The organism is Cytobacillus sp., from assembly GCF_964223445.1.
Lineage (GTDB): Bacteria > Bacillota > Bacilli > Bacillales > Cytobacillaceae > Cytobacillus.
Genome location: NZ_CAXQGS010000040.1, coordinates 1 through 23869, shown reverse-complemented (window position 1 = coordinate 23869; position 23869 = coordinate 1). Strand labels below are relative to the sequence as shown.

The 23869-nt window shown below is 40.3% G+C and carries 20 protein-coding genes; 8 read left to right on the top strand and 12 right to left on the bottom strand.

Features of this window, described 5'->3' with window-relative positions:
* Nucleotides 1-88 precede the first annotated feature (88 nt).
* Nucleotides 89-805, bottom strand: coding sequence for a (Fe-S)-binding protein (locus ACEQ1T_RS06220; RefSeq protein WP_370222107.1), 717 nt, complete (start codon nt 803-805; stop codon nt 89-91).
* A 204-nt stretch (nt 806-1009) separates the two neighbouring features.
* On the opposite strand from ACEQ1T_RS06220, the gene ACEQ1T_RS06215 reads away from it, so the two are divergent.
* The gene (locus ACEQ1T_RS06215; protein WP_370222106.1) at nt 1010-2758 is read left to right on the top strand and encodes a B12-binding domain-containing radical SAM protein; all 1749 of its coding nucleotides are present in this window, start codon (nt 1010-1012) and stop codon (nt 2756-2758) included.
* 27 nt (nt 2759-2785) lie between these two features.
* Here ACEQ1T_RS06215 and ACEQ1T_RS06210 read toward each other — a convergent pair whose 3' ends face one another.
* Both ACEQ1T_RS06210 and ACEQ1T_RS06205 read right to left on the bottom strand, forming a co-directional pair.
* Nucleotides 2786-2941: a hypothetical protein gene (locus ACEQ1T_RS06210; RefSeq protein WP_206835652.1), complete on the bottom strand. Its 156-nt coding sequence runs from the start codon at nt 2939-2941 to the stop codon at nt 2786-2788.
* Nucleotides 2942-3103 carry a hypothetical protein gene (locus ACEQ1T_RS06205; RefSeq protein WP_370222105.1) on the bottom strand — a complete coding sequence of 54 codons (162 nt, stop codon included), beginning with the start codon at nt 3101-3103 and terminating at the stop codon, nt 2942-2944.
* 167 nt (nt 3104-3270) lie between these two features.
* Here ACEQ1T_RS06205 and ACEQ1T_RS06200 point away from each other — a divergent pair, with 167 nt between their 5' ends.
* Complete coding sequence (locus tag ACEQ1T_RS06200; protein WP_206835648.1) at nt 3271-3621, top strand: DUF3905 domain-containing protein; 351 nt, start codon at nt 3271-3273, stop codon at nt 3619-3621.
* 78 nt (nt 3622-3699) lie between these two features.
* Here the strand turns inward: ACEQ1T_RS06200 and ACEQ1T_RS06195 are convergent, their stop codons facing one another.
* Nucleotides 3700-5064, bottom strand: a complete 1365-nt coding sequence (locus ACEQ1T_RS06195; RefSeq protein WP_206835647.1) for a TrkH family potassium uptake protein — start codon at nt 5062-5064, stop codon at nt 3700-3702.
* A gap of 138 nt (nt 5065-5202) precedes the next feature.
* On the opposite strand from ACEQ1T_RS06195, the gene ACEQ1T_RS06190 reads away from it, so the two are divergent.
* The 4 genes from ACEQ1T_RS06190 (at nt 5203) to ACEQ1T_RS06175 (ending at nt 9478) form a co-directional block, all read left to right on the top strand.
* Nucleotides 5203-6321, top strand: coding sequence for a CdaR family transcriptional regulator (locus ACEQ1T_RS06190; RefSeq protein WP_370222104.1), 1119 nt, complete (start codon nt 5203-5205; stop codon nt 6319-6321).
* Between the two features lie 103 nt (nt 6322-6424).
* Nucleotides 6425-7837, top strand: a complete 1413-nt coding sequence (gene glcD, locus ACEQ1T_RS06185) for a glycolate oxidase subunit GlcD (RefSeq protein WP_370222103.1) — start codon at nt 6425-6427, stop codon at nt 7835-7837.
* Nucleotides 7834-9165: a (Fe-S)-binding protein gene (locus ACEQ1T_RS06180; protein WP_370222102.1), complete on the top strand. Its 1332-nt coding sequence runs from the start codon at nt 7834-7836 to the stop codon at nt 9163-9165. Before glcD ends, ACEQ1T_RS06180 begins: the two co-directional genes overlap by 4 nt.
* Nucleotides 9166-9277: 112 nt before the next feature.
* A complete protein-coding gene (locus ACEQ1T_RS06175) occupies nt 9278-9478 on the top strand; it encodes an alpha/beta-type small acid-soluble spore protein (RefSeq protein WP_206835637.1) in 201 nt (66 codons plus the stop codon).
* Nucleotides 9479-9526: 48 nt separating this feature from the next.
* Here the strand turns inward: ACEQ1T_RS06175 and ACEQ1T_RS06170 are convergent, their stop codons facing one another.
* The 7 genes from ACEQ1T_RS06170 to ACEQ1T_RS06140 all read right to left on the bottom strand — a co-directional run bounded on the left by ACEQ1T_RS06170 (nt 9527) and on the right by ACEQ1T_RS06140 (nt 20486).
* Complete coding sequence (locus ACEQ1T_RS06170; RefSeq protein WP_206835634.1) at nt 9527-10672, bottom strand: anti-sigma factor domain-containing protein; 1146 nt, start codon at nt 10670-10672, stop codon at nt 9527-9529.
* A complete protein-coding gene (gene sigI, locus ACEQ1T_RS06165; RefSeq protein ID WP_206835630.1) occupies nt 10669-11412 on the bottom strand; it encodes an RNA polymerase sigma factor SigI in 744 nt (247 codons plus the stop codon). The genes ACEQ1T_RS06170 and sigI overlap by 4 nt, the downstream gene beginning before the upstream one ends.
* A gap of 117 nt (nt 11413-11529) precedes the next feature.
* Nucleotides 11530-12756, bottom strand: a complete 1227-nt coding sequence (locus ACEQ1T_RS06160) for a DUF5667 domain-containing protein (RefSeq protein WP_370222101.1) — start codon at nt 12754-12756, stop codon at nt 11530-11532.
* 171 nt (nt 12757-12927) lie between these two features.
* Nucleotides 12928-13404, bottom strand: coding sequence for a hypothetical protein (locus tag ACEQ1T_RS06155; protein WP_206835624.1), 477 nt, complete (start codon nt 13402-13404; stop codon nt 12928-12930).
* A gap of 166 nt (nt 13405-13570) precedes the next feature.
* Nucleotides 13571-16858: an efflux RND transporter permease subunit gene (locus tag ACEQ1T_RS06150; RefSeq protein ID WP_206835622.1), complete on the bottom strand. Its 3288-nt coding sequence runs from the start codon at nt 16856-16858 to the stop codon at nt 13571-13573.
* Between the two features lie 219 nt (nt 16859-17077).
* Complete coding sequence (nhaC, locus tag ACEQ1T_RS06145; RefSeq protein ID WP_370222100.1) at nt 17078-18463, bottom strand: Na+/H+ antiporter NhaC; 1386 nt, start codon at nt 18461-18463, stop codon at nt 17078-17080.
* A gap of 445 nt (nt 18464-18908) precedes the next feature.
* Complete coding sequence (locus ACEQ1T_RS06140; RefSeq protein WP_370222099.1) at nt 18909-20486, bottom strand: peptide chain release factor 3; 1578 nt, start codon at nt 20484-20486, stop codon at nt 18909-18911.
* A 190-nt stretch (nt 20487-20676) separates the two neighbouring features.
* On the opposite strand from ACEQ1T_RS06140, the gene ACEQ1T_RS06135 reads away from it, so the two are divergent.
* Both ACEQ1T_RS06135 and ACEQ1T_RS06130 read left to right on the top strand, forming a co-directional pair.
* Entirely contained in the window at nt 20677-21552 is an 876-nt protein-coding gene (locus tag ACEQ1T_RS06135) for a metal-dependent hydrolase (protein ID WP_370222098.1), read from the top strand.
* Between the two features lie 191 nt (nt 21553-21743).
* Entirely contained in the window at nt 21744-22961 is a 1218-nt protein-coding gene (locus ACEQ1T_RS06130) for a NupC/NupG family nucleoside CNT transporter (protein ID WP_206835610.1), read from the top strand.
* Between the two features lie 47 nt (nt 22962-23008).
* Here the strand turns inward: ACEQ1T_RS06130 and ACEQ1T_RS06125 are convergent.
* Nucleotides 23009-23869 (bottom strand): alpha-amylase family glycosyl hydrolase (locus ACEQ1T_RS06125; protein ID WP_370222097.1); only part of this gene is annotated, 861 nt, incomplete at its 5' end.

The following is a 23869-nucleotide window of genomic DNA, read 5'->3' as shown; positions in this document are numbered from 1 at the left end:
GCTCAAGGGGGCAGGCTGCCTACGATAAACAATTATCGACGTTCAAAATTGTCTTTCCTTCTTGCGGGAAAGCATGTCCATTAATTGCTTAGCGGCAATTTAACACTTCAGCAATATGCATTACTCTTATTGGTTTTCCCTGCCTGCCGATCCTGCCTCCTATATTCATCAGGCACCCTGCGTCAGCTCCAATGAGAATTTCTGCTTCAGTCTCCTCTATATGCCCAACCTTTTCATCTACCATTTGTTCAGATATTTGAGCCATTTTCACGGAAAAGGTACCGCCAAAACCGCAGCATTGCTCCTTGCCGGGAAGCTCTTCGAATTCCAGGCCCTTCACATTTTTCAATAATTTCATAGGTGCTTCCTTTACACCAAGAAGCCTGGTCATATGGCAGGATGTATGATAAGTGGCTTTTCCTTTTAACTTTGCTCCAACATCATCCACGTTTAGAACTTCAACGATAAATTGAGTAAGTTCGTATGTTTTTTCTGCAAGCTTTTTTGCTCTTGGTTCCCAAACAGAGTCACCTTTAAAAACGTACGGATACTCATGAAACATATAGGCGCAAGATCCAGAAGGGGAAACAACATATTCTGCATGCTCAAATGCTGTAATCATCCTTTTCATAGCTTCCTTTGATTCTTTCACATAGCCGCTGTTATAGGCAGGCTGGCCGCAGCAGACCTGTGATTCCGGAAAATCTATTTCACATCCCAGGCGCTCAAGCAATTCAACAGCTGCTTTTCCTGCATTTCCCTGAAACATATCTACCAGACATGTTGCAAAAAGACTTACCTTCATTCATTCCCTCTCCCAGCTAAATACTATATTTTTCTACTATCTTACTATAGGTTTAATGAAAATCGTTTAATTTTTATAAATATTATAATAATTAGTATAGTTTATCTCCCTTAGCATATGTCAATGTTTTACTTCCTTTTTTTCATTCAAAAATATGATACAATTATATGATGTTTAAGTTGCTAAAAAGGGAGTTCAAAATAAATGAAAGTTATCGCCAGTACGCTTAATGCCAAATACATTCATACAAATATAGCGATCCGCTATCTGAAGGCATACGCACAGCCTGATTTCGATGTGGAATTAGCCGAATATACTATTAAAGATCCGGTGATGAATATCGTTACAGATCTGGTCCGCAAAAAACCTGATGTGATCGGATTCAGCTGTTATATATGGAATATCGAAGAGACCATAAAGGTCATTAAAATGATAAAAAAGATTGACTCCTCCATTCATATTGCAGTTGGAGGACCTGAAGTGACATATGATGTTGCAGATTGGATGAAAAATATAAAAGAATTTGATTACATTGTTATCGGTGAAGGTGAGGAAACGTTCAAACAGCTGCTGACAGAACTGAATGGCAAAATGAATATGGAAAATGTGCATGGTCTTGCTTTCAGGGAAAATGGCAAGGTTCGTATTAATCCGCAGCGGAATAAGCTGGATTTGCGCGAGCTGCCCTCACCATTCCGCTTTGAAGAAGATATTCCCCACCTTTCTAAACGGGTCACTTATATAGAAACCAGCCGGGGGTGCCCTTTCAGCTGCCAGTTTTGCCTTTCCTCAATTGAAGTAGGTGTGCGATACTTTGACAGGGAAAAAATTAAGGACGACATCCGATATTTAATGAAGAATGGTGCAAAAACCCTTAAATTTGTGGACCGTACATTCAACATAAGCCGCAGTTATGCTTTGGAAATGTTCCAATTTTTAATCGATGAACATCTGCCGGGAACAGTTTTTCAATTTGAGATCACTGCAGATATCATGAGGCCTGAAGTAATTGAATTTCTAAACAAGGAAGCTCCGGCAGGATTATTCCGATTTGAAATTGGCGTACAGTCGACAAACGACTATACGAATGAATTGGTCATGAGGAAGCAGAATTTTGCAAAGCTTTGCCGCACAGTCACAATGGTAAAGGATGGTGGAAAGATCGACCAGCACCTTGACTTAATTGCCGGACTGCCTGAGGAAGATTATGATTCATTCAAAAGAACCTTTAATGATGTTTTTGCAATGCGGCCCGAAGAGCTCCAGCTCGGCTTCTTAAAAATGCTGAGAGGCACCGGGCTTCGATTGAGAGCAGAAGATCATCAATATATTTATATGGACCATTCACCATATGAAATACTTGGAAATAATGTTTTATCCTTTGATGACATCATCCGCATTAAACAAGTTGAAGATGTTTTAGAGAAATATTGGAATGATCATAGGATGGATGCGACCGTTGAATATTTGGTTACAAAAGTATTTCCCACTCCATTCGATTTCTTCCAGGAATTCGGAAGTTATTGGGAGCAAAAAGGATGGTCCAGAATTGGCCATCAGCTTGAGGATCTTTTCAAACGCCTTTTTGAATTCCTGCAATCAAAAGAAATTGCTGATTTGGATATAGCAGAAGGCCTTATGAAGATTGACTATATTTCAAAACAAAAATACAAACCTAGAAAACCCTGGTGGCAGCCAAGCTATGAAAAATCCGAGAGATCAAAGCTATACCAGTCCCTGCTTGAAAATCCAATCCAGCTGGGAGAAGGCTTCTTAAGCCTTCAGCTGAATGAAAAAGAAATTTACAAACATACCCTAAGTGAAAAATTTTCTTTTGATATTGAAAAATATAATAAAGATGGAATAATTGAAAAGAATGACTCTGTTCTGCTTGCCTATTTCGACTCAAGCACAGAAAAAGTTTCCATCTTTACTGGCCCTTTACATGATTGATAAAACCGGCAGGAATCTGCCGGTTTTTTAGCATTTATCCCGATCTTTCTTTTTATCTTTATCACGGTTCATAAATGGCAGTTCATAAAGTTTTCCGGAATTTATATCACCAAACTCCATACCGAATTCTACATTGCCCGAGCCATTTTGGCGGTCTTTTTTTCGTGGTTTATTATGATCCACTTAGACTCTTCCCTCTCTCCCATGCTTGGAGTTGCGGTTAGCCATTTTCATGGGAGTCTCTCCCTGGCTGAATTCTGCTGAAAACTCTGATTCCTGAAGGTTCTTCTTAGGCGTTTTGCTGTATTTTTCAACGGCATTATACTCAGCTTTTCGTTTGGCCATCCCAATCTCCTCCTGAATTATAATTCATAGTGTTAAATCCATTTTAAGGTTTAACACAGCTTTATTTTTAGTAAAAAACACGGTTTCATCCCTATCTGAGTCTTCCTTATTTTACAATCATAAATTTTGCTGCGGTGCAGAAAATAAAGTAAAAAGGAATGAGCGATATGACTAATAAAAAGAAGAAAGGTAACAAAAGCATTGGCATTGATGAGACACTGCCACATCAAATAGAAGCACCGAGCTTTAAAGACACAGGCATGAAACTTCAGCCTCCTTTCAAGAATTCTTTTGGCGTAACCATTGGGGACAGTTATTATTCTTCGGACAGTTCACCGCTGGAAAACTGGAGCGATGAAACAGATCCTGCGGTGATGGCAGGTGAGGATTGGATTCATCCGACAAATGATATTGGCTGGAATACATCTGAAAACAAAGAACTCCTTGAAAGCAAAAAGCCGCCTCAAGGATACCCATTCATGCATCCTACTAAAGATGTCAGCCGCGGGACGGATTAATAAGAAAAGCCCAAGCTTATACGCAATGGGCTTAGAGACGGAAAAAAGCAGTCCGGAATAGTCTTCCGGGCTGCTTTTTCAGCCAATAATAACGCGCTCTTTAGGATAATGAAAATTAGGCTGTTTTTCTTTGCCGCCTATAATAAATAAGAAGGACGTTAATCCAATTCTTCCAATAAACATTAAGGCCATTATGATACATTTCCCGATCATTGATAATTCAGGTGTGATTCCTAACGATAGACCCGTAGTACCAAAAGCTGAACAAACCTCGAAAATTATTTCTATTAGCTCCATCTGCTTCTCTGTAATGCTTAAAATGACAACAGAGAGAAAACACATTCCAATAGCAAGCAATGTGATAGCAAGGGACTTCAGAATATCATCTTCATGAATTTCTCTTTTAAATATTTTTATATCCCGATTTCCTTTGGCAAAGTGATATATAAAAAGGATATTCACCGCAAAGGTAGTCGTCCTGATGCCCCCTCCGACAGAACTCGGGGACGCCCCGATGAACATCAATATACTCATTATGATGAGGGTAGGCATTGTAAACTCATTTACATCCATGGTTGATAGTCCGCCGCTCCTGGTCGTGGCGGATTGGAAGAATGCATAAAAGAAGCTTTCATGCCAGTTCATGCCTTTAAAATATTGATTGAATTCCATGATGAGCAATATAACCGTACCAAACACAAGAAGGGCGGCATACGTCACAGTCGTCAATTTTGCAAATAAGGAGAAGCGAAAAGATGGTTCCTGATCCCATTTATTCCGAAATAAATATTGCTTTAATTCAATAAGTACAGGAAAACCTATAGCTCCTAACGTAATCAGAATAATATTGATCAGCTGCACGAAATAATCGCCGGCATATGGTTTAAGAGAGGCTCCTGTTATATCCATGCCTCCGTTGGTTGTTGCACTGACAGAGGCGAACAGCGCATGCAGAAATGCATCATCCCATGCAGGGTAATATTTTAGAAAATGAAAACCCAATATGAGCGCACCTAGCGTTTCAATTACCAATATTATTTTAATGATTTCTTTCACTAAATTGACAAGGCCTGACAAGGCATATTGATTATGATCGACCATGATGAGGCGGCGTCCTCTTAATCCAATCTTGCGGCCAAGCAGGAGCCAAAAGAATGTGCCCAGCGCCATGATCCCTATTCCTCCAAACTGAAGGATGAACATGATGACAAAATAACCAAAAACACTGTATGTTTCTGATATATCAACCACAGACAGACCGGTCACACTGACTGCACTGACAGCTGTGAAAACCGTATCAATAAATGCAACCTCCACTCCTGTTTTATGTACAGCCGGTATTCTTAATAAAAGTACCGATACAGATACTGCCAATAAATAATATCCGGATATTACTTGGGCAGGTGTTAGTTTATCCAGCCAACTTCTTACGTCTTTCCACATATCATACCTGTCCCCTTCAAAATTTTTCTAACCCTTATCATAATGAATATACCCGGTTTTTAAAAGGGATATTAGAAAATTCGCAGGAAGTTTTTTATTTATATATAATAAAGTCAAAAAATCAAAGGGAGATATGACATGTTGTTGCCTGACCTGGCTGAAAAAATAATAGCTGAAGTTCGTCTGTTTCTTCAGGAAGATATCATAGTTGCCAATACCAGCGGGGTAATCATAGCAAGTACAGATGCAGACAGAATAGGCAGTTTTCATGAAGGAGCACTTCTTAGCATGAAAAATAAAGAAAAGCTGATTATTACCAGGGAGGATCAGTCACGCCTTCAGGGTGTAAAAGCGGGCATTAACCTGCCGATCTTTTTTAACGGAGAAACAGTTGGAGTTATTGGCATAACCGGAAATCCCAATAAAATTTCCCCATTCGCAGAAATCATCCGCAAACTAACAGAGTTATTTATCAGTGAAAGTTACTTTGCAGAGCAGCTCGATTGGCAGGCCCGTGCACTGGAAGGTTTTATGTTCGACTGGCTGCAGACCAAAGATTGGGATCCTGCATTCAAAGAACGGGCTCATCTGCTGAAAATAAATCTGGCTGTAGACAGACAGGTTTCAATCGCAGAATTCAGGCAAAATAGCCAACTGCTTCATCGGGATTTATGGAATAGAATTTTATCGTGGAAAGAAGCAGGTCCGCATGACATTCTGATTCGCTGGGGCAATGATCGAATTGTGCTTTTAGCCGGGGTATCTTCAGCAAAAAAAGAAAATAGGATAAGAGAAAGGGTCACCCGCTTCCATCGTTTTCTTGAAAATCTTCTAGCTGCTGAAGTAAGCATTGGCACCGGTAAACCATTGCCCCCCTTCAGCCTTTCTGATTCATTTATGCAGGCGGAGCGAGCTTTAAAAATCGCAAAAGACCGAGGCACCATCATATTTGATCAGGATTTAACCATTGAAATGATATTTGATGATCTGTCTCCAGAAACTAAAAAGGACTTTATAGAAAGAACGATCGGCACATTCATGAATGAACAGGATCTTATGATAACCCTTCAGGAACTATTCAGGCAAAATCACTCCTTGAAAAATACTGCTGAAGCCTTGCATATACATATTAACACCCTTCATTACAGACTCAAGAAAATATCAGATCTTTCCGGGCTATATACATCTAATTTGAATGATTTAATGAAACTTTTCATAGCGGTAAAACTTTTGGATGAAGGTACAAAAAATAATTAAAATACACATCAATATTTGTATTGTTAACCATAGCAGGGAGTTCCCTGCTTTTTTTATACTTAAAGAAATAGATAAGGCCAGCTTCATAAAGGAGAGGATCCATTTGGTTGATATTCAAATAAAAGAAAAATTAATTGCCGTTGTCGGAGCTGATAATTATGATGACTCCAAAGCAGGGCGTCTTGCTTATTCATATGACGCAACACCAAATTTCCAATCGATGCCCGATGCAGTGATCAGTCCGCGAAATGCTCAGGAAGTTTCGAGTATCCTCAAGATTTGCAGCAGCTCAGGAATTCCAATCGTACCAAGGGGATCAGGAACCAATTTATGTGCAGGAACCTGCCCTACAGAAGGCGGGATTGTTCTCCTGTTTAAGCATATGAATAAAATCATTGAAATTGATGAAGAAAATCTTACGGTTACAGTACAGCCCGGTGTCATCACGCTTGACTTGATTAACCAGGTTGAAGCAAGAGCGCTTTTTTATCCACCTGATCCAAGTTCGATGAAAATAAGCACAATCGGAGGAAACATCAATGAAAATTCAGGCGGACTGCGCGGACTGAAATATGGAGTTACAAGGGACTATGTGATGGGGCTGGAAGCTGTACTTGCGGGCGGAGACATCATTAGAACGGGCGGCAAGCTTGCGAAAGACGTGGCAGGATATGATTTTACCAGACTGCTGGTTGGATCTGAAGGAACATTGGGAATTATTACGGAAGCAACATTAAAACTAATCCCGCTTCCAGAGTCAAAAAAGACAATGCTCGCTCTGTATCAGGATCTTGAACAAGCTGCAAAATCAGTCTCAAAAATCATCGCAGACAAAATCATTCCCGCCACCCTTGAATTTTTAGATCAGCCTACATTAAAGGCAGTTGAGGATTTTGCACAAATTGGATTGCCAACAGATGTCCAAGCTATACTCCTTATTGAACAGGATGGTCCGATTGAGGTTGTAGAAAAGGATATGCAGAAAATGGCAGAAATCTGCAAAAAACATGGGGCTGTATCTGTACAGCTCGCAAATTCTGAAATGGAAGCAGAAGCCTTGCGGACTGCAAGGCGTGCCGCTTTATCGGCTCTTGCACGCCTTAAGCCGACAACCATTCTTGAAGATGCCACAGTACCAAGATCTGAAATTGCTAACATGGTAAAGGCAATTAATGAAATTTCCAAGAAATACGAACTTGCCATCTGTACGTTTGGCCATGCCGGTGATGGAAACCTGCACCCTACTTGCCCCGCAGATGCCCGGGATAGTGATGAAATGGAACGGGTTGAAAAAGCTTTTGAAGAGATATTTATCAAGGCGATTGAACTTGGCGGGACAATAACAGGCGAACATGGAGTAGGGGTCATGAAAGCTCCATATCTTGAACTAAAACTGGGCAAGGCAGGGATTGATGCAATGAAAGCAGTTAAGTCTGCATTAGACCCCAATAACATTCTTAATCCTGGCAAAGTTTTTGCCAAGGATAACAGAAAACGAGTGGTGGTTGCCCAATGACAACATTAAAAGAACAAACAATCATTCAGGAAGAATTTAAGAACCGAATGGATGAAGATGAGATGCTGAATTGCATGCGCTGCGGCTTCTGCCTCCCTTCCTGCCCCACTTATGTCGAGTCAGGCTTTAAAGAAACTCACTCCCCAAGGGGAAGAATCGCTTTAATGAAAGCTGTTGCTGACGGATTAATTGAACCGGATGAAGATGTAGAGAGATCTCTTAATCTTTGCCTGGGCTGCCGTGCATGCGAGCCTGTTTGTCCTTCAGGAGTAAAATATGGCCACTTGCTGGAAGAAGCGAGGGATATTATTAATCAGAATAAGAAACACTCGCTTCCGGTCAAAGCTGTTCGCAGTTTGGTCTTTAATGGGCTTTTCCCCCACCAGGACAGAATGAGGGCAGCTGCCGGCCTATTAGGCTTTTATCAGCGTTCAGGTCTGCAATCGGCCGCCAGAAAAACAGGAATGCTGAATTGGCTTCCAAAAAACCTCACGGCCATGGAAAAGGTACTTCCTCAAGTGCCAAAACTAAAAGAAATGAAAAATAGGCCATCCTATCTCTCAGCAGATAAACCTGTAAAAAAAGCCGCGTTTTTTACTGGATGTTTAATGGATACGATGTTCCTGGAAACCAATAATGCGACAATAAAACTTCTGCAGCTTGCAGGATGTGAAATCCATATTCCTCAAAATCAAGCCTGCTGCGGCGCTCTTCATGGCCATAGCGGCGAAAAACAGGGAGCCAAAAACTTGGCAAAGCGGAACATAGAGGCTTTTGAGAAACTGGACGCAGACTATATCATAACAAATGCAGGCGGATGCGGAGCATTCCTTATTGACTATGACCATCTTCTTAAAGATGACCGGGAATGGCATGAAAGAGCTGTAAAGTTTTCACAAAAACTCAAAGATATCAGCGAAATTCTATACGATCTTGACTTTCACCAAAAAGTTAATCTTGTGCTTCCAGGGAAGATCATAACCTACCAGGATTCCTGTCATTTGCGAAATGTCATGAAAACCTCAACAGCCCCGCGCACCCTTCTGAATTCAATTAAGGGCATCGAATTCAGGGAAATGAAGGATGCAGACAGATGCTGCGGTTCTGCCGGTATTTATAATATTGTTGAGTCTGAAATGTCTATGCAAATACTTGATCAAAAAATGATCCAGGCCAAGTCGGCAGATGCGGCAGTAATTGTAACCTCTAATCCGGGATGTCTTTTGCAAATGAAGCTGGGGATAGAACGGGAAGGTTTATCCGGAAACGTAAAGGCTGTTCATATCGCAGATATTCTTCTGGAAGCTGCTGTTGATAAAGAAAAGTAAAGAAACTGCTTATGCCGAAATATTTCCACTTATGAAACTCCCTTTTTAATTCATACTACAAATACAGAGGGAAAATAAACTCTGTAAGACCAATAAAAAGGAGTTGAATACAATGGCAAGAAGCAGCAATAAGCTTTTAGTTCCTGGGATTGAACAATACATGGACCAGGTTAAATATGAAATTGCCCAGGAATTTGGTGTTCAATTAGGCTCTGATACTGTATCCCGGGCTAACGGATCTGTAGGCGGAGAAATTACTAAGCGATTAGTTCAGCAAGCCCAGGCACAAATGTCCGGTCAAAATAATAAATAACAACTTCATATAATGGAAAAAGTCCGGAGCTGTCTCCGGACTTTATTCTTATCGATTTCCTCTTTCATGGTGTTTTCCCTGTTTATTTCCGCTTGAATTATTGCGATTGTCCCTATCTTTATGGTTTCTCTCAGGACCATTCCCGCCTTTGTTTTTCCCATTTTCTTTTTCTTTGGGATTTCTCTCGGGGTTATTTCTTTTTTCATTAGCTTTATTATTTTTTTTTTCGCTTGGATGATTTTGATGTTTTTGGGCTTTTACGTTATTTCCTTGATCTTTCTTTTCTTTATTATCGTGCCCTCTTCCAGGATTATTTCCTTTGTAATTACCGCTGTTATTTTGCTGGTTCTCAGATTTCTTTATTTGCCCTGGAACAGCAGGTTGTTCTTTATTATCTTCTGCTTTCTCCTGCTTTTTTAATTGGCTTTGCGTATTTTCTTCCGGCTTTTGCGGAGGATGAATTTCTTTATCTGTCTGTTTAACCGGATTCGCAGGTTCAGGTTTTTCTTTCTTGTCAGCGTCAGCTTTTAATTTATTTTCTTTATATAATCCAGGTGAGAGCCCTTTTTCTATAGCAGCTTCTCTTTCCTCTTCACTTGCTTCCAGTAAAGTTACTTCAAGCTGCTCTTTTTGTGCAGCCTGTTTAATATCTGCCAGTTCCTCCTGAATGCGCTTATCCGCTTCTTTACTCTGTTCTGTATAAACGGCAGCAATGACTACCTCTTTGTTTTCCTTAAAATAGCCCTGTTTCTTTATCTGAAGAAGAATTTTGTCAGCTACCTCATGAATACTGTTTTTTTTCCAGTCCTTGATGTTTTGGATAATGAATTCTCCTTCTTCATTATAAGGCACGAGTTCTACTACCTGATATTTTTGATTGACCCCTAATTCAATACTCGGATTAACGTCTATTGACATATATGCATACACTTCATCGTTTTGCAGGAACGGCAAAAAAGAAACGATTGCGAGCATTAGTGCAAAAGCTGCTGCCATTAATCCTTTTCCTTTAAATAGATTAAAAATAGTTAAAGGCGATGACTTTTTTCCGTTTTTCAGTTCTATTGGGAAGAATTCAATTTCCTGGCCAAGTGCATATGCCCCATCTTGATTTCGAGCACGCAGAAATTCTCCTTCCGGGGTTAATAGTGTTAAAAAACGTTCGTTTATTTCCATGATAATTCCTGTTTTCACGTTTCCAACACCCCTTTGATATAATCCTTCAGAAAGACATAATCACCCGTTAATATTAGTGAAATGGCAATTATATATTTCCTGTTTCTCTCTATTGTTTTTCTGCTTAAGGATACATAGCTCTCCAGCTGCTTTATCGGCAGCTTTTTTTTATCATAAAGAATATTTTTGAGTTCATCATTTTCAACCAGAATTTTGGCTACAGTCATCGCATTTTTTCGTGCATCAGCATGTTTTGGAGACTGCTCGATCAAATCGCTGAAAGTAAGGTCGAACTCCTGAAGAATCTGTGTAAACTGGAGGATTTCTTCTTTTCTCAGTTCCTCATCCGTTTTTTTCCTGAAGTCTTCAATGGACAATTCGTCTTCAATCGCCGAACCTGTATCATCATCATCCAGATTAGAGCCTCCATTAAAACTAAGATTCTGAAATTTGGATTGCTTGCGGATATAATCAATAACCCGCCTTTTAATCAGCACTTCCGAAAAACTGATCAATGAACTCCCTTTATCAGGACTGTACTTTTGAATGGCTTCATTAAATGCGATGAGACCAATGCTGAATTCATCATCTGATTCATGTATGTATCTCTTGCAGACTGATGATACTGTTTTAGCAATAAACGGCTTATATGACTCAATTAGCTCATTATTTAATGCTGTATCTCCATGCTGTATTAACTCTACCGTTTCTTCGAGCGTTCTTTTACGCTTCTTCGCCATAAACAATAAACTTAGCAATAGCCCCACCTCTTTTCAAAACACATTATATCATACGGTGTCCAGATTATTTTTTTTAGGGTGGTTTTATTTGCTAAGGAAATGTAAGCCTCGAAGTGCTTTACTTTCCAGCTAAAATCAGTTGTCTTTATTCTCTTTGCCTTGACCTTTTGCTGCTTCAGCTTTCTCTTTTCCTTTGCCGGCATGTCTCTTTGCTTCTGCCTGCTTTTCTTGAATCTTCTTTACCTGCTGTTCTTTTGCTGCTTTCCCAGCTGCCTCACGTGCTTCTTTTTCAGCTTGTTTAGCTGCTTCGCGTGCTCCCTTTTCTGCTTTTCTAGCTTCTTCACGTGCCGCCTTTGCTTCCGCTCTCTTTTGGGCTTCTATAACTTTTGCCTCTTCATGAGCTTTTTTATTCTCAGCTTTAGCTGCATCTTTTGCTTCTTTAGACACCTTCACGGAAACTTCAGGTAACACATTTGTCTCTTCAGGAGCTGATTTATCAATCTTTTTCTCCGGATTTTCTGCTGTTTCAGTTCCAGAAGAAGCATCTTCAGATTTAATCGGTGCAGGCGCAATTTCTGTAGCTTGCCCAGATTCCTTTTCATCTATCACTTGTTCAGACCATTTTTCAGAGAACTTAGCAATGTTTTTTTGCATCGCTAAAATGGCAGGATGATTTTCATCGAATCTTTCTGAAAACTTAGCAAGATTTGCCTGAAGGGCAATGATATTCTGTGCAAGGGCTTCTTTTACTTCATCTTCAGGTTCCTTTTCCAACGTGCCATTATCAGAAATATCCACATTGTCTGCAGGGTCTTCAGCAGGATCAGCATCTTCAGCTAATTCGCTTTCGCTAATTAGATTACCGTTGTCCTCCTCACCTGGTTTTGATTTTTCTTGGTCTTCATTCGCTTCATCAACGATGGTATCAGCGTTTTCCATCTGTTCCAGTGCTTTTTCTATTGCTTCTAAAGCTTCTTCTTCTTTTCCTTCAGCCAAAAGTGCTTCTGCTTCAGCCATGCGCTCTGCTGCATATCCTGCAAGCAATTTTGCATCTTTAATGTCATCAAAAGTTAAAGCAAGCTTCACTTTTTCCAATGCAAGCTTTGCAAAGTAGAAGAAGCTTCCAGGCAATAGAGATGGGGCTTCTGATTCATTTTCATCAAGCTTTTCTTTAGCATTTTCAGTGGATTCAGCTGACAGATCATTTTTTATTTCAACTGTTTCAAAATCTGCATCTTCCTTGTTTTCATTCGCAAAAGCTGTTGCGGCTGAAAATGTGAATGTTCCTGCAATCACTAGCGCTAGTGCGCTTTTTGCGATTTTATTCATTTCTTTGCTGGATAAAAATTTCAATGATTTCACCTCAGAATTTAATTAAAGCGGCCGCTTGTTCATTACAACTGTACGGAATCATGAAAGAGATTTTTGGGGGTTAATAAAAAATTTTATTTTTATAAAAGAAAAAAAGCTTTAACAATCACTAAATTGATTAGTGTGCCAAAGCTTTTTTCATTAATAAAATCTTGTGCCATCTTAACTTTGCACCGGGTGCTTTCTCCATTTCAAAATAATCCATCTGATCAATAGACCGGTTAATACACCCGGAATAACAAAAAGCATGGGAAGAAAGACCGGCCCAAAAAAGACTCCAAATAATTTCAGCTTAGTTGAGTACATAAGTCCTACTGTCACAAAATAGGCACTAAACACAAAGGGAAGGAAAGATAATTCTTCATTTTCGGGCATAGCAGTACGATATGCATCCCACATCGCAAACATGTAAAGACAGGGGTAAAACATGAGCCACTGATAATTAAGGACATGAACCGCTTTATCAATTTCTCCCATAAAACTGAGCATGATGGCTGAATTAAAATGGCTGTATACATTAATGATAAATTCAAGCGCGACAAATAATGTTCCCTTCCACAGCTGCCCCATTAATAATTGGCTAAAACCAGGCAATGCAATACTCCAAAAAACTGCTTCTAGTTTACTGAGTTTTTTCATTTCATTACCACCAGCTACAAGTCGATACTTTTATTGTGCTCTGATTATTGGCCAATTATCAAAAGAATTTTCCAGATATTTTCCTGAAACCCCATTAAAATAATGAATTCAATTTTGACACAAGCATGCCAAAAGGCCCCTTCTAATAGAAGGAGCCCGCATACGTTTAGGTATTTTCATCCCTGTTGTGTTCTTTTTTTTCATTATTATCTTCTTTTACAATTTTTAATAACTCTTCAAGCATGCCAGCCATATCATCTCTGCTGTAGGATCTTTCTTCAGGGGATTGTAGCTGATTTTTGTCGTCTGCACCTTTATTGTGATTCCAGTCTTCCCCCACTCTCTCTTCAAGCAGGTAAGCTGGCACTAAATGGCCATCCGGTGTTGCATACATTTTATTTAACCGCCTTGTATCCTTGTCAAAGAAACTATATACAACAGGTATCACAAATAGAGTCAGGAACGTACTGCTGATCAGCCCGCCTATCAGTGCAATCCCCATAGGCTGGTTAATTTCAGTTCCTTCTCCTATTCCGAGGGCAAGAGGAACTAGCCCTAGTATAGTTGTTAGAGCTGTCATAAGTATTGGCCTTGCACGGTCCTTAACTGAAATGATTATCGCATCGTAGGTCCTAAGGCTATTCTCTTTCTTTTGATTTATATAATCGACTATGACTATTGCATTATTAACGACAATTCCTGCCAGCACAATAATCCCGATAATTGCAGTTAAGCTGATAGGTGTTTGGGTTGCAGTAAGAGCAATTGCCACCCCTATCACCATGAGAGGCACAGTAAACATGATAACTAACGGATACTTCAGCGACTCAAATTGTGCTGCCATGACAAGGTAAATAAAGATGATTGCCAGTACAAAGGCCAGAATCAGGTCATCAATGGATGATTCCAGCAGCTCCCTGTCACCGCTAAAAACAATCTCCGTTTCATCCGGCAAATCCAGATCAGCAATTTCTTTATCCACTTCTTTTGACATGGCACCCATGTTTGTTGAAGACTTGTACTTTAATGTAAATTGGACAGCATCCTGCTGATTGATTCGCTGAATATTGACCGGTCCTTCTCCGCGTTCTATTTTCGTTACGTCACTGAGAGAAGTATAATTTCCATCAGGCTTTTTTATAAGCAATTTTTTTAAATTATCTATATCCTGTGTGACTTTTCTGTCGTACTCAACAAAGACACCATATATATTTGATTCTTCATCTATCATTTGTGTTGCCCGATTGCCCCTTGTTACATCATTTACTGCCATGGCCACCTGGGCAGGAGCCAGGCCGTGCTCAAGCGCCTTTTCACGGTCCACAGTAATTTGAATTTCTTCAACGGTATCCATAAGGTCAGTCGATAATTCTGTTACATCATCCAAGTCCTTCAATGAATTATAGATTTTATCTACATTATCCGTTAAGCGGTTTGGATCTGTATCTCTTACACTGAAAGTCAGTGTATTCGGAGCTGTACCGGATGAAGATTGCATGTTAAATGAGAGTTCGGCAGTTTCATTAACCTTTGTTGCAGCATTTTCCAGATCCTTTTTGACATCATCGGCAAATTCAAATGTTGATCTTTCCCGCTGATCAAGCCCTTTCATTTTGATATACAATTCAGCGATATTGGCATTCTTCGAGCCCCGGAAGGATCCTTCCTGTGTAGTTCCAATGAGGCTTACATATGTATCTACCTCTTCTTCATCCTTTAATTCTTCCTCTAGAGCAGATATAACCTTTTCTGTTTCTGAAAGTGCAGTGCCGTTTTCAAGCTCCATACGCACCGTAAAGAAGCCTTCATCTGCATTCGGAAGAAATTGTGTGCCTACTGTGGTCATTCCAAAGCTGCCCGCTGCCAATAACAGCATGGTAATCGCTATTACCACAGCACGATTCCGCAAAGACCATTTAATTGATTTTTCAAGTGAACGCATTAAGCCTGATTCCTGCCGTTTTGTCTCAATGTTTGTTTTTGGGGACTTCAGCAGTCTGCTCGCCAGCATTGGCACAACTGTCAGTGCAACAATTAGAGATGCAAATAGGCTAAAGGAAATGGTCAGGGCAAACTCCTTAAACAATTCACCGATGATTCCAGTTATAAATACTACAGGGAGGAATACAGCGACAGTCGTCAGTGTTGAAGCAGTAATCGCACCTCCTACTTCTTTAGCTCCATCGCTGGCAGCCGTTTTAGAATCTTTCCCCATTGATAAATGGCGGTAAATATTTTCAATAACTACGATGGAATTATCCACCAGCATTCCAATTCCAAGCGCCAATCCGCCGAGTGTCATAATATTTAAGGTGAAATCTGAAAAATACATTAAAACAAAGGTAAAAATAACAGAATAGGGAATAGAGATGCCAATAATAAGCGGGCTTTTAACATTTTTCAAAAAGAAAAATAGCACAATCATGGCAAAAGCACCGCCAAGAATCAGTGAATTGGAAATATTCCCTATTGCAAGGTTTATGTAATCTCCCTGGTCAAAAAGAATTTCTGATTCAATATTTTCAAATTGTTCTTTCTCAAGAAGATCATCCAATTGTTGTATGAACTGATTTGAAACTTCTGCCGTATTAGCATCTGATTGCTGCAGGACACTCAGTAAGACGGATGGAGACTGGTTTGTGCGCGTGATGGTTCGATCATCCTGGCTGGCCAGCTGAACCTTTGAGATATCTTCAAGGCTTACTTTATCGCCAGTTGCAGGGTCAACTGTTACGGTAAGTTTTTTAAGCGTATTTAGGGAATCAATGGAACTAATGATCCTGGTTGTCAGCTCTTTTCCCTCAGTCAAAACCGGATCACCTGGCATTGAAATATTATTGGATTCAATTACATCCACAACATCAGCCTGGCTTAGTTTGAAATCTCTTAGTTTTTCCTGATCAAGTTCCACCCTTACTTCCTTAATAGCTGTTCCGGAGAGATTTACGCTTGCTACTCCTTCAACTTTGGTCAGCTCCAGATTCAGTTGTTCTGCAAGCCTTCTTAATGCTTCAGGCTCCTCATCTGCACTGAGGGATAATTGTATGATCGGAAACTGGGCAGGATCAAACTTCATAAAGCGGGGTTTATCAGCTTCATCAGGAAGCTGTGTCTGGTCCAGCCTTTGAATAACCTCACTTTGTATTTCATCTATATCTGTAGTCCAGGAAAATTGCATCAGAATGAAGTTTGCGCTCTCTTGAGAGGTGGAGGTTAGGGTTTTAATCCCCGGCAATGTTGCCAGATTTTCCTCGAGGGGCTTTGTTACTTTTTCCACCACTTCATCAGGACTTGCTCCTGGATATGAAGTTACTACTACTCCTACAGGAGGATTCAGATCGGGTATGAGTTTTAATGGAATATTCAAGAGGGAGACAACCCCTAAAATAAGCACTAAGAACATCGTAACCAATGTAAAGATTGGCCTTTTGATTGAAAAATCACTTATTCGCACACATTCTGCTCCTTTCAAAGTCAGTAATTAAATGACGCTGCAATGATTGGTTAAAATACATTTTAACTATATTAAAGCAGCAATCACTATGCAAGAAATCAATGTGCTGTTAAATGGGGATAAAGAACATTATATTTGACTTTAAAGAGGTTCTATCATTCAAAATTCGAAATAATAAGGTTCTTTGCCCACAGAAAAAAAGCAGCATTACACAGCTGCTTATTTCTCAATTTTTTCGATTTTTATACCAGTGAATCCATAGATAAGAGTAATAACCGGACTTAGTATACAGAAGAAAGCAAACGGCAGGTAAGCTGATGTTTCCACTCCCAGTACACCTGTTAGAAAAACTCCGCAAACACTCCACGGGACTAACGGATTTACCACGGTGCCGGCATCCTCAAGAATCCTCGAAAGATTCTTCGGGTGCAGTCCGGCTTTTTCAAAAGGTTCCGTGAAAGCATTCCCAGTTAAGAGAATCGACAGATACTGTTCACCAAGCAGGAAGTTAATCCCGATTGCTGTTCCTGCTGCTGCCGCCACCAGAGCGGACACACGATTCAATACTCCTTTGATGCCTTCAAGCAAAGCTGGAAGAATGCCAAGCTTTAAGAATAAACCACCCATAGAAAGTGCAAGCAATACCAAAGAAATAGAAAACATCATGCTTTCCATGCCGCCTCTTGATAATAGTGCGTCAACTTCCTCTGAACCACTTTTTGAGGCATATCCCGAATACAGCAATGACATCATTCTTTCGAATGCGAAGCTGTTTTGAACAAATATGGCTAAGATTAATGCCGATAAAATTCCGGCAGACAGCGTGATGATAGCTGATACTCTTTTAATGGCCATAATAGTCAAAATGACAAATGGAATTAGGGAGTACCAATGTACCAGCCCCTCATCCAGCAGAGTTGTTTTCAGCTGGGCAATCTTTGAAAAATCAGACGCTGCCTCGCCTGGTGACAGCACAGCAAAGATTGCCAAAGAAATGATAAACGAAGGAATCGTTGTCCATGCCATAGTCTTAATATGCTCAAATAAATCCACCTTAACTGTCGATGATGCCAGGTTTGTTGTATCTGACAACGGAGACATTTTATCTCCAAAAAATGCGCCGGATATAACCGCACCTGCAGTAATCGCATCCGATAGACCCAAAGCAGAGCTGACTCCCATAAAGGCCACTCCTAATGTAGCAGCCGTCGTAAGTGAGCTTCCAATGCTCATGCCAATCACAGATGCTACCACAAACACAATGGCATAAAAGAACTTTCCATTAACAGCTTCCAAAGCCAGATAAATAAATGTAGGAATGGTTCCGCTTGCCATCCAGCTGCTTATCAGCATGCCGATTAAAAAGAAAATGAAAATCGCCCCTAATCCAGACTGGGCACCTTCAATCAGCCCTTTTTCCAGCTGTGTAATGGATACTTTTTTTATTAAACCATAAGCAATTAACCCCATTATCGCGAAAACAACCGGAATATGAGGCACTGCCCCTGCGAAAATAATAGAATAGCTAATCCCGCCAAGGATTATTAAAGTTACAATAAGCGCCTCCAGCGGCTTCAAATTCAATGCTGCATGTTCCTGATGCATAATGTATTCCTCCTAAAAAATATCAGAGTTCGGGAGCAAACAAAAAAGCCCTCTCGCCTATAGGGACGAAGGAGCTCCGCGGTACCACCCTAATTGATAAGCCATTTCTGCTTACCCGCTTAAAGAGAATGTCCTGTTGAGATGCAGTTGTATTTCGACCAATTGCTGCCTGGATTTTCATCACCCATCCAGTTTCTATCTGCTGCCGGCAACTGCTCTACTTTCTTCTGCGGACAAAGTCTATATTTTAATCGAGATTGAACTTCCCGCTTTTTAACTTAAACGCTTTTTAGCACTAAAGCATGTGTGTTAATACTATATTATCTATTGATGAATATGTCAATAGGATTGACATAGGAATATACAGGAATTAAGGCAAGAGAAGAGAGGCTCTGTCATTTACGGGGACCAACAGCAAAAACGGCCCCTAAAAGAGGCCGCATGATTATTCTGAGTCCATCGGATTATATAGTTTTACATCCGGATTTTTTTCCTGGAACCATCGGAGTGCAAAGTCATTTTCAAATAGAAAAACGTTTTTGTCGTAACGGTCTTTAACCAGGAGACTTCTTCCACTGGAAAGATTTTCGTTGACCTCATTGCCTTCTACCCAGCGGGCAATTTTTGAGCCTTGTCTTTCCATATAAACTTCTGTATTATATTCATTTTTCATTCGGTGTTCAAAAACTTCAAATTGCAGCTGCCCAACCGCTCCCAGAAGGTATTCTTCCATTTTAACTGTTTTAAACAGCTGAATGGCGCCTTCCTGCACCAGCTGCTGGATGCCCTTATGAAAATGTTTTTGCTTCATGACATTTTTTGCAGTTACTTTTACAAATAGCTCAGGTGTAAATTGGGGAAGACGTTCATATTGGAAATTATTTTTCCCAGTGGTTAACGTATCGCCAATCTGGTAGGTTCCCGGGTCATAAATTCCGATGATATCACCGCTTACTGCAGAATCGACTGTACTTCTGTCATCAGCCATGAATTGTGTGGACTGAGCAAGCTTGATGGACTTGCCGATTCTTGGTATATTCACAGCCATGCCACGTTCAAATTGGCCTGAACAAATTCTCAAAAATGCTATCCGGTCGCGATGAGCAGGATTCATATTTGCCTGGATTTTAAATATGAAGCCAGAAAATTCTTCTGACAGCGGATCAATTTCCCCTGCTGTAGAATTCCGAGGCTGCGGCGGCGGTGCAAATTGAAGATATGACTCGAGAAATGTCTGTACGCCAAAGTTGGTCAGCGCGCTTCCAAAAAATACAGGAGTCAGTTCACCCTTTGCAATTCTCTCTCTTGAAAACTCATTGCCCGCTTCATTTAACAGCATAATTTCTTCAAGAGTCTGATCATATAGCCCAGTATCCTTAATAGAGTGGTTTCCCTCTATTTCGCCCTCCTCATTCAGGGAAATAAAGCGGTCCTCTTCTTCTACTCTGAATTGCTCAATTCGATTATTAAACCGATCATAAATTCCGAGGAATTCTTTTCCCATCCCGATTGGCCAGTTCATTGGATATGATTCAATTCCCATGACCTCTTCTAATTCTGCAAGGAGCTCAAGCGGTGCCTTCCCCTGGCGATCAAGCTTATTCATAAAAGTAAAAATCGGAATTCCTCTCATTCGGCAGACCTTGAATAATTTAAGTGTCTGCTCCTCGATGCCTTTCGCTGAGTCAATGATCATAACAGCACTATCAACGGCTGTCAGCGTACGATACGTGTCTTCACTGAAATCCTGGTGACCAGGAGTATCTAGAATATTAACGCGTGCACCATCATATTCAAACTGCATCACACTGGAGGTAACAGAAATTCCGCGCTGCTTTTCAATTTCCATCCAGTCGCTTGTCGCATACTTGCCTGTTTTCTTCCCTTTAACTGTACCAGCGTCACGAATGGCACCCCCGAATAACAGGAGTTTTTCAGTCAGCGTCGTTTTACCGGCATCCGGGTGGGAAATGATTGCAAAGGTGCGGCGGGATAAAACTTCTTCTTTAAAATTTTTGGACATTTTCGTTCCTCACTTACTTGTATGAAAATTTTGTTAAAAAGCAATCAATGTGTCACTTAATTATTGCAATACCTTCAATTTTATCGCTCCAAAGTAAAGTTTGCAACGCATTTTAAGATTGCATATTTCTTTTTATAAAACTTTTTCAGGCTTATAATAGTGAAACTAAATATAAAAAAGGAGGTTAATAATGGACACAATTACTCATACATTATTCGGATTGGGCCTTTTCGGTGCAGTCGACAAACGGAATATGGATAAAAATTCCAAGAGGGCGTATTTGCTTACTGCTGTCGGGGCAAGCCAAATTCCGGATATTGATGTAATCTCCCGCTTATGGGATACAGAAGGACTTTACCAGATGTGGCACAGAGGCATTACCCATTCAGTTTTCCTCACTCCGGTCTGGGCCCTGCTGTTTCTTCTCCTGTCCTTCCTGCTCTTCAAAGTAAAGGATAAGAAGCTTTTTCTGCTGGGATGGCTTGCAGTTTTCATACATAATACAAGCGATTTATTTAATGCTTGGGGCACGGGTTATTTGGAGCCATTTTCAAATATGAGGATTACGTTTGGCACGATTCCTATTGTTGATTTAGTGTTTTGGACCATCCTGGGAATTGCTTACATTTTTTCAAGAAGAAACAAGCTAAAATCGCCTTATTACTTTAAAATGGCATGGGCCTTTATGTTTCTTCATGTGATGATCCAAAGCACACAGGGATTTATTATTTATAAGCAGTATAATGATCAATATGATCAAGTTGCCCTGTCGGCAGACTTTATTCCATGGACCTTTTCAGTCATTGCCAAAAAAGAGGATGAAGTAACCATCTTTAATGATAACCTTTTTAAGAAAGAGGAAACCCAATATGTGCTTCAATCAAGAGAAACTGCCGATTTAGATAAATTGTTTTCTCAGCGGCCTGAAGCTAGGACCCTATATGAATGGTCCCCATTTGTCGTCCTGGTTGATGATGATGAAAGGCTTGGCCTCTATGACCCCCGGTTTTACAGAAACGGTCAGTCTTTTCTGTTTGAATATATTGAGAAAAATACGGAAAGGTGAGCATCTTGCTCATCTTTTTCTATTTTCCCCATACATGCTGCATGCATAGAATTTTTTCATTAATTTATTTCTTTTGCACATAATACAACTATTGAGCTTTTATAGGCTGTTTCAATAGGGAATAGGAGTACTGCCAGAACCCTTCCTCAAGCATTCTGCAAGGGAAAATTACATAGTTAAGAGGTGTAAATATGAATTTTATTTGGGGAATATTCGGTATCATTGTCGTTTTAGGAATCGCTTTCCTGCTCTCAAGCAATAGAAGGGCAATCAGTTTAAGAACTGTTGCAGGAGGGCTTGCTATTCAGCTGATTTTCGCCTTTCTCGTTTTAAAGTGGGAAGGCGGCAGAAAAGGATTAGAATGGCTTACAATGAAGGTAAACGATATCATCAATTACGCTAATCAGGGAATAAACTTTTTATTTGGCGGCCTTTTTACAGATGAATCTGGAATCACCTTCGTTTTCGCACTTCAGGTTCTGCCTGTGGTAATCTTTTTTTCATCATTGATTTCTGTTCTCTATTATTTAAGGATTATGCAGTTTTTCATAAAGATCCTGGGCGGAGGGCTGTCAAAGCTTCTCGGAACCAGAAAAGCTGAGTCCATGTCGGCAGCAGCAAATATTTTCGTGGGCCAAACAGAGGCTCCGCTTGTTGTCCGGCCTTATATTGCCAATATGACAAAATCTGAGTTATTTGCTGTTATGACCGGCGGCCTTGCATCTGTGGCAGGATCTGTTTTAATCGGATATTCCCTTTTGGGAGTGCCTCTCGAATATCTCCTGGCCGCAAGCTTTATGGCAGCACCTGCAGGTTTGATACTGGCCAAAGTCATGCTTCCTGAAACGGAGGATAAAGAAGAGCCTAAAGAATTTGATATGGAAGTGGATAGCGATTCTGCCAATGTCATTGATGCGGCCGCAAAAGGAGCAAGTGTCGGGCTGGAACTGGCTTTGAATATCGGGGCCATGCTTCTTGCCTTTATTGCTCTGGTTGCATTGATTAACGGTCTTCTCGGATGGGTTGGAGGATTATTTGGCCTCGAAGGATTAACGCTCGAAACCATTCTGGGTTATGTTTTCTCACCGCTTGCATTTGCAATTGGCGTTCCATGGTCAGAAGCTGTGCAGGCCGGAAATTATATTGGCCAGAAATTAATTTTGAATGAATTTGTTGCTTATTCAGCTTTTGCACCCGATATTCCAAATTTATCTGATAAAACGGTTGCAATCGTCAGCTTCGCCCTTTGCGGATTTGCCAATATTTCTTCATTGGGTATTCTGCTTGGAGGACTTGGGGGATTGGCACCAAACCGCAGACAGGACATTGCACGGCTTGGACTGAAGGCAGTTGCAGCGGGTGCCCTAGCATCTATGTTAAGTGCTGCCATAGCTGGAATGCTGTTTTAAAAAAATCACGTGAAAATCCTCCCGTTAACAGCGGGAGGATTTTATTTTTATTTCTTTAAATAGTAGATAACGGATTCATATGGCCTTAAGTTAATGGTCTGTGCTGCAGAAGGTGAATGATTGTAATTGGACAGTAAGGTCTCCTCTTTATATTCATCTGCTTGAATATGTTCAGGAATGATAAATGAAGTTTCTTTCCCATAGAAATTATTCACAACCAGAAGCTTTTCATTATCACCATTTCGAACATAAGCAAACACATCAGGATGATCCTCAGAAATCAGTTCATAGTCTCCATAAGTGATAATATCATACTGCTTGCGAAGCTGGATCAGCTTTTTATAATGATAAAAAATAGAATTCCCGTCATTCAATGCTCTTTCGGCATTTATTTCACTGTAATTTGATGCAATATTAATCCAAGGCGTCCCATCTGTGAAACCTGCATTTGCAGAACCATCCCATTGAACTGGCGTCCGGGAATTGTCGCGTGATTTGCTTTTAAGAATATTAATTATTTCTTCTTCAGTCATTCCTTTTTCCTTAAGGATATTATAAACGTTCAATGATTCTACATCTCTGTAGTCTTCAATGCTATCAAAGCCCGGGTTTGTCATGCCAAACTCTTCACCCTGATAAATATAAGGGGTACCTTGCATCATATGAATAACTGTCGCCAGCATCTTAGCAGATTCGCGATGATATTTTCGGTCATCACCATATCTTGACACAACACGGGGCTGATCGTGATTACACCAGAATAAAGCATTCCAGCCCCTTCCTTTGTGCATTTCAGTCTGCCACTTGGATAAAATCTGCTTTAACGCTCCAAAATCAAATTCAGCGAGTGCCCATTTCTCCCCATTAGGGTAATCCACTTTCAAATGATGAAAGTTGAAAGTCATGCT

Excerpts from the sequence above, each read along its gene's own strand:
- ACEQ1T_RS06220 (WP_370222107.1), bottom strand. The coding sequence starts at position 805 with ATGAAGGTAAGTCTTTTTGCAACATGTCTGGTAGATATGTTTCAGGGA.
- ACEQ1T_RS06215 (WP_370222106.1), top strand. The coding sequence starts at position 1,010 with ATGAAAGTTATCGCCAGTACGCTTAATGCCAAATACATTCATACAAAT.
- ACEQ1T_RS06205 (WP_370222105.1), bottom strand. The coding sequence starts at position 3,103 with ATGGCCAAACGAAAAGCTGAGTATAATGCCGTTGAAAAATACAGCAAA.
- ACEQ1T_RS06200 (WP_206835648.1), top strand. The coding sequence starts at position 3,271 with ATGACTAATAAAAAGAAGAAAGGTAACAAAAGCATTGGCATTGATGAG.
- ACEQ1T_RS06195 (WP_206835647.1), bottom strand. The coding sequence starts at position 5,064 with ATGTGGAAAGACGTAAGAAGTTGGCTGGATAAACTAACACCTGCCCAA.
- ACEQ1T_RS06190 (WP_370222104.1), top strand. The coding sequence starts at position 5,203 with ATGTTGTTGCCTGACCTGGCTGAAAAAATAATAGCTGAAGTTCGTCTG.
- ACEQ1T_RS06180 (WP_370222102.1), top strand. The coding sequence starts at position 7,834 with ATGACAACATTAAAAGAACAAACAATCATTCAGGAAGAATTTAAGAAC.
- ACEQ1T_RS06175 (WP_206835637.1), top strand. The coding sequence starts at position 9,278 with ATGGCAAGAAGCAGCAATAAGCTTTTAGTTCCTGGGATTGAACAATAC.
- ACEQ1T_RS06155 (WP_206835624.1), bottom strand. The coding sequence starts at position 13,404 with ATGAAAAAACTCAGTAAACTAGAAGCAGTTTTTTGGAGTATTGCATTG.
- nhaC (WP_370222100.1), bottom strand. The coding sequence starts at position 18,463 with ATGCATCAGGAACATGCAGCATTGAATTTGAAGCCGCTGGAGGCGCTT.
- ACEQ1T_RS06140 (WP_370222099.1), bottom strand. The coding sequence starts at position 20,486 with ATGTCCAAAAATTTTAAAGAAGAAGTTTTATCCCGCCGCACCTTTGCA.
- ACEQ1T_RS06135 (WP_370222098.1), top strand. The coding sequence starts at position 20,677 with ATGGACACAATTACTCATACATTATTCGGATTGGGCCTTTTCGGTGCA.
- ACEQ1T_RS06130 (WP_206835610.1), top strand. The coding sequence starts at position 21,744 with ATGAATTTTATTTGGGGAATATTCGGTATCATTGTCGTTTTAGGAATC.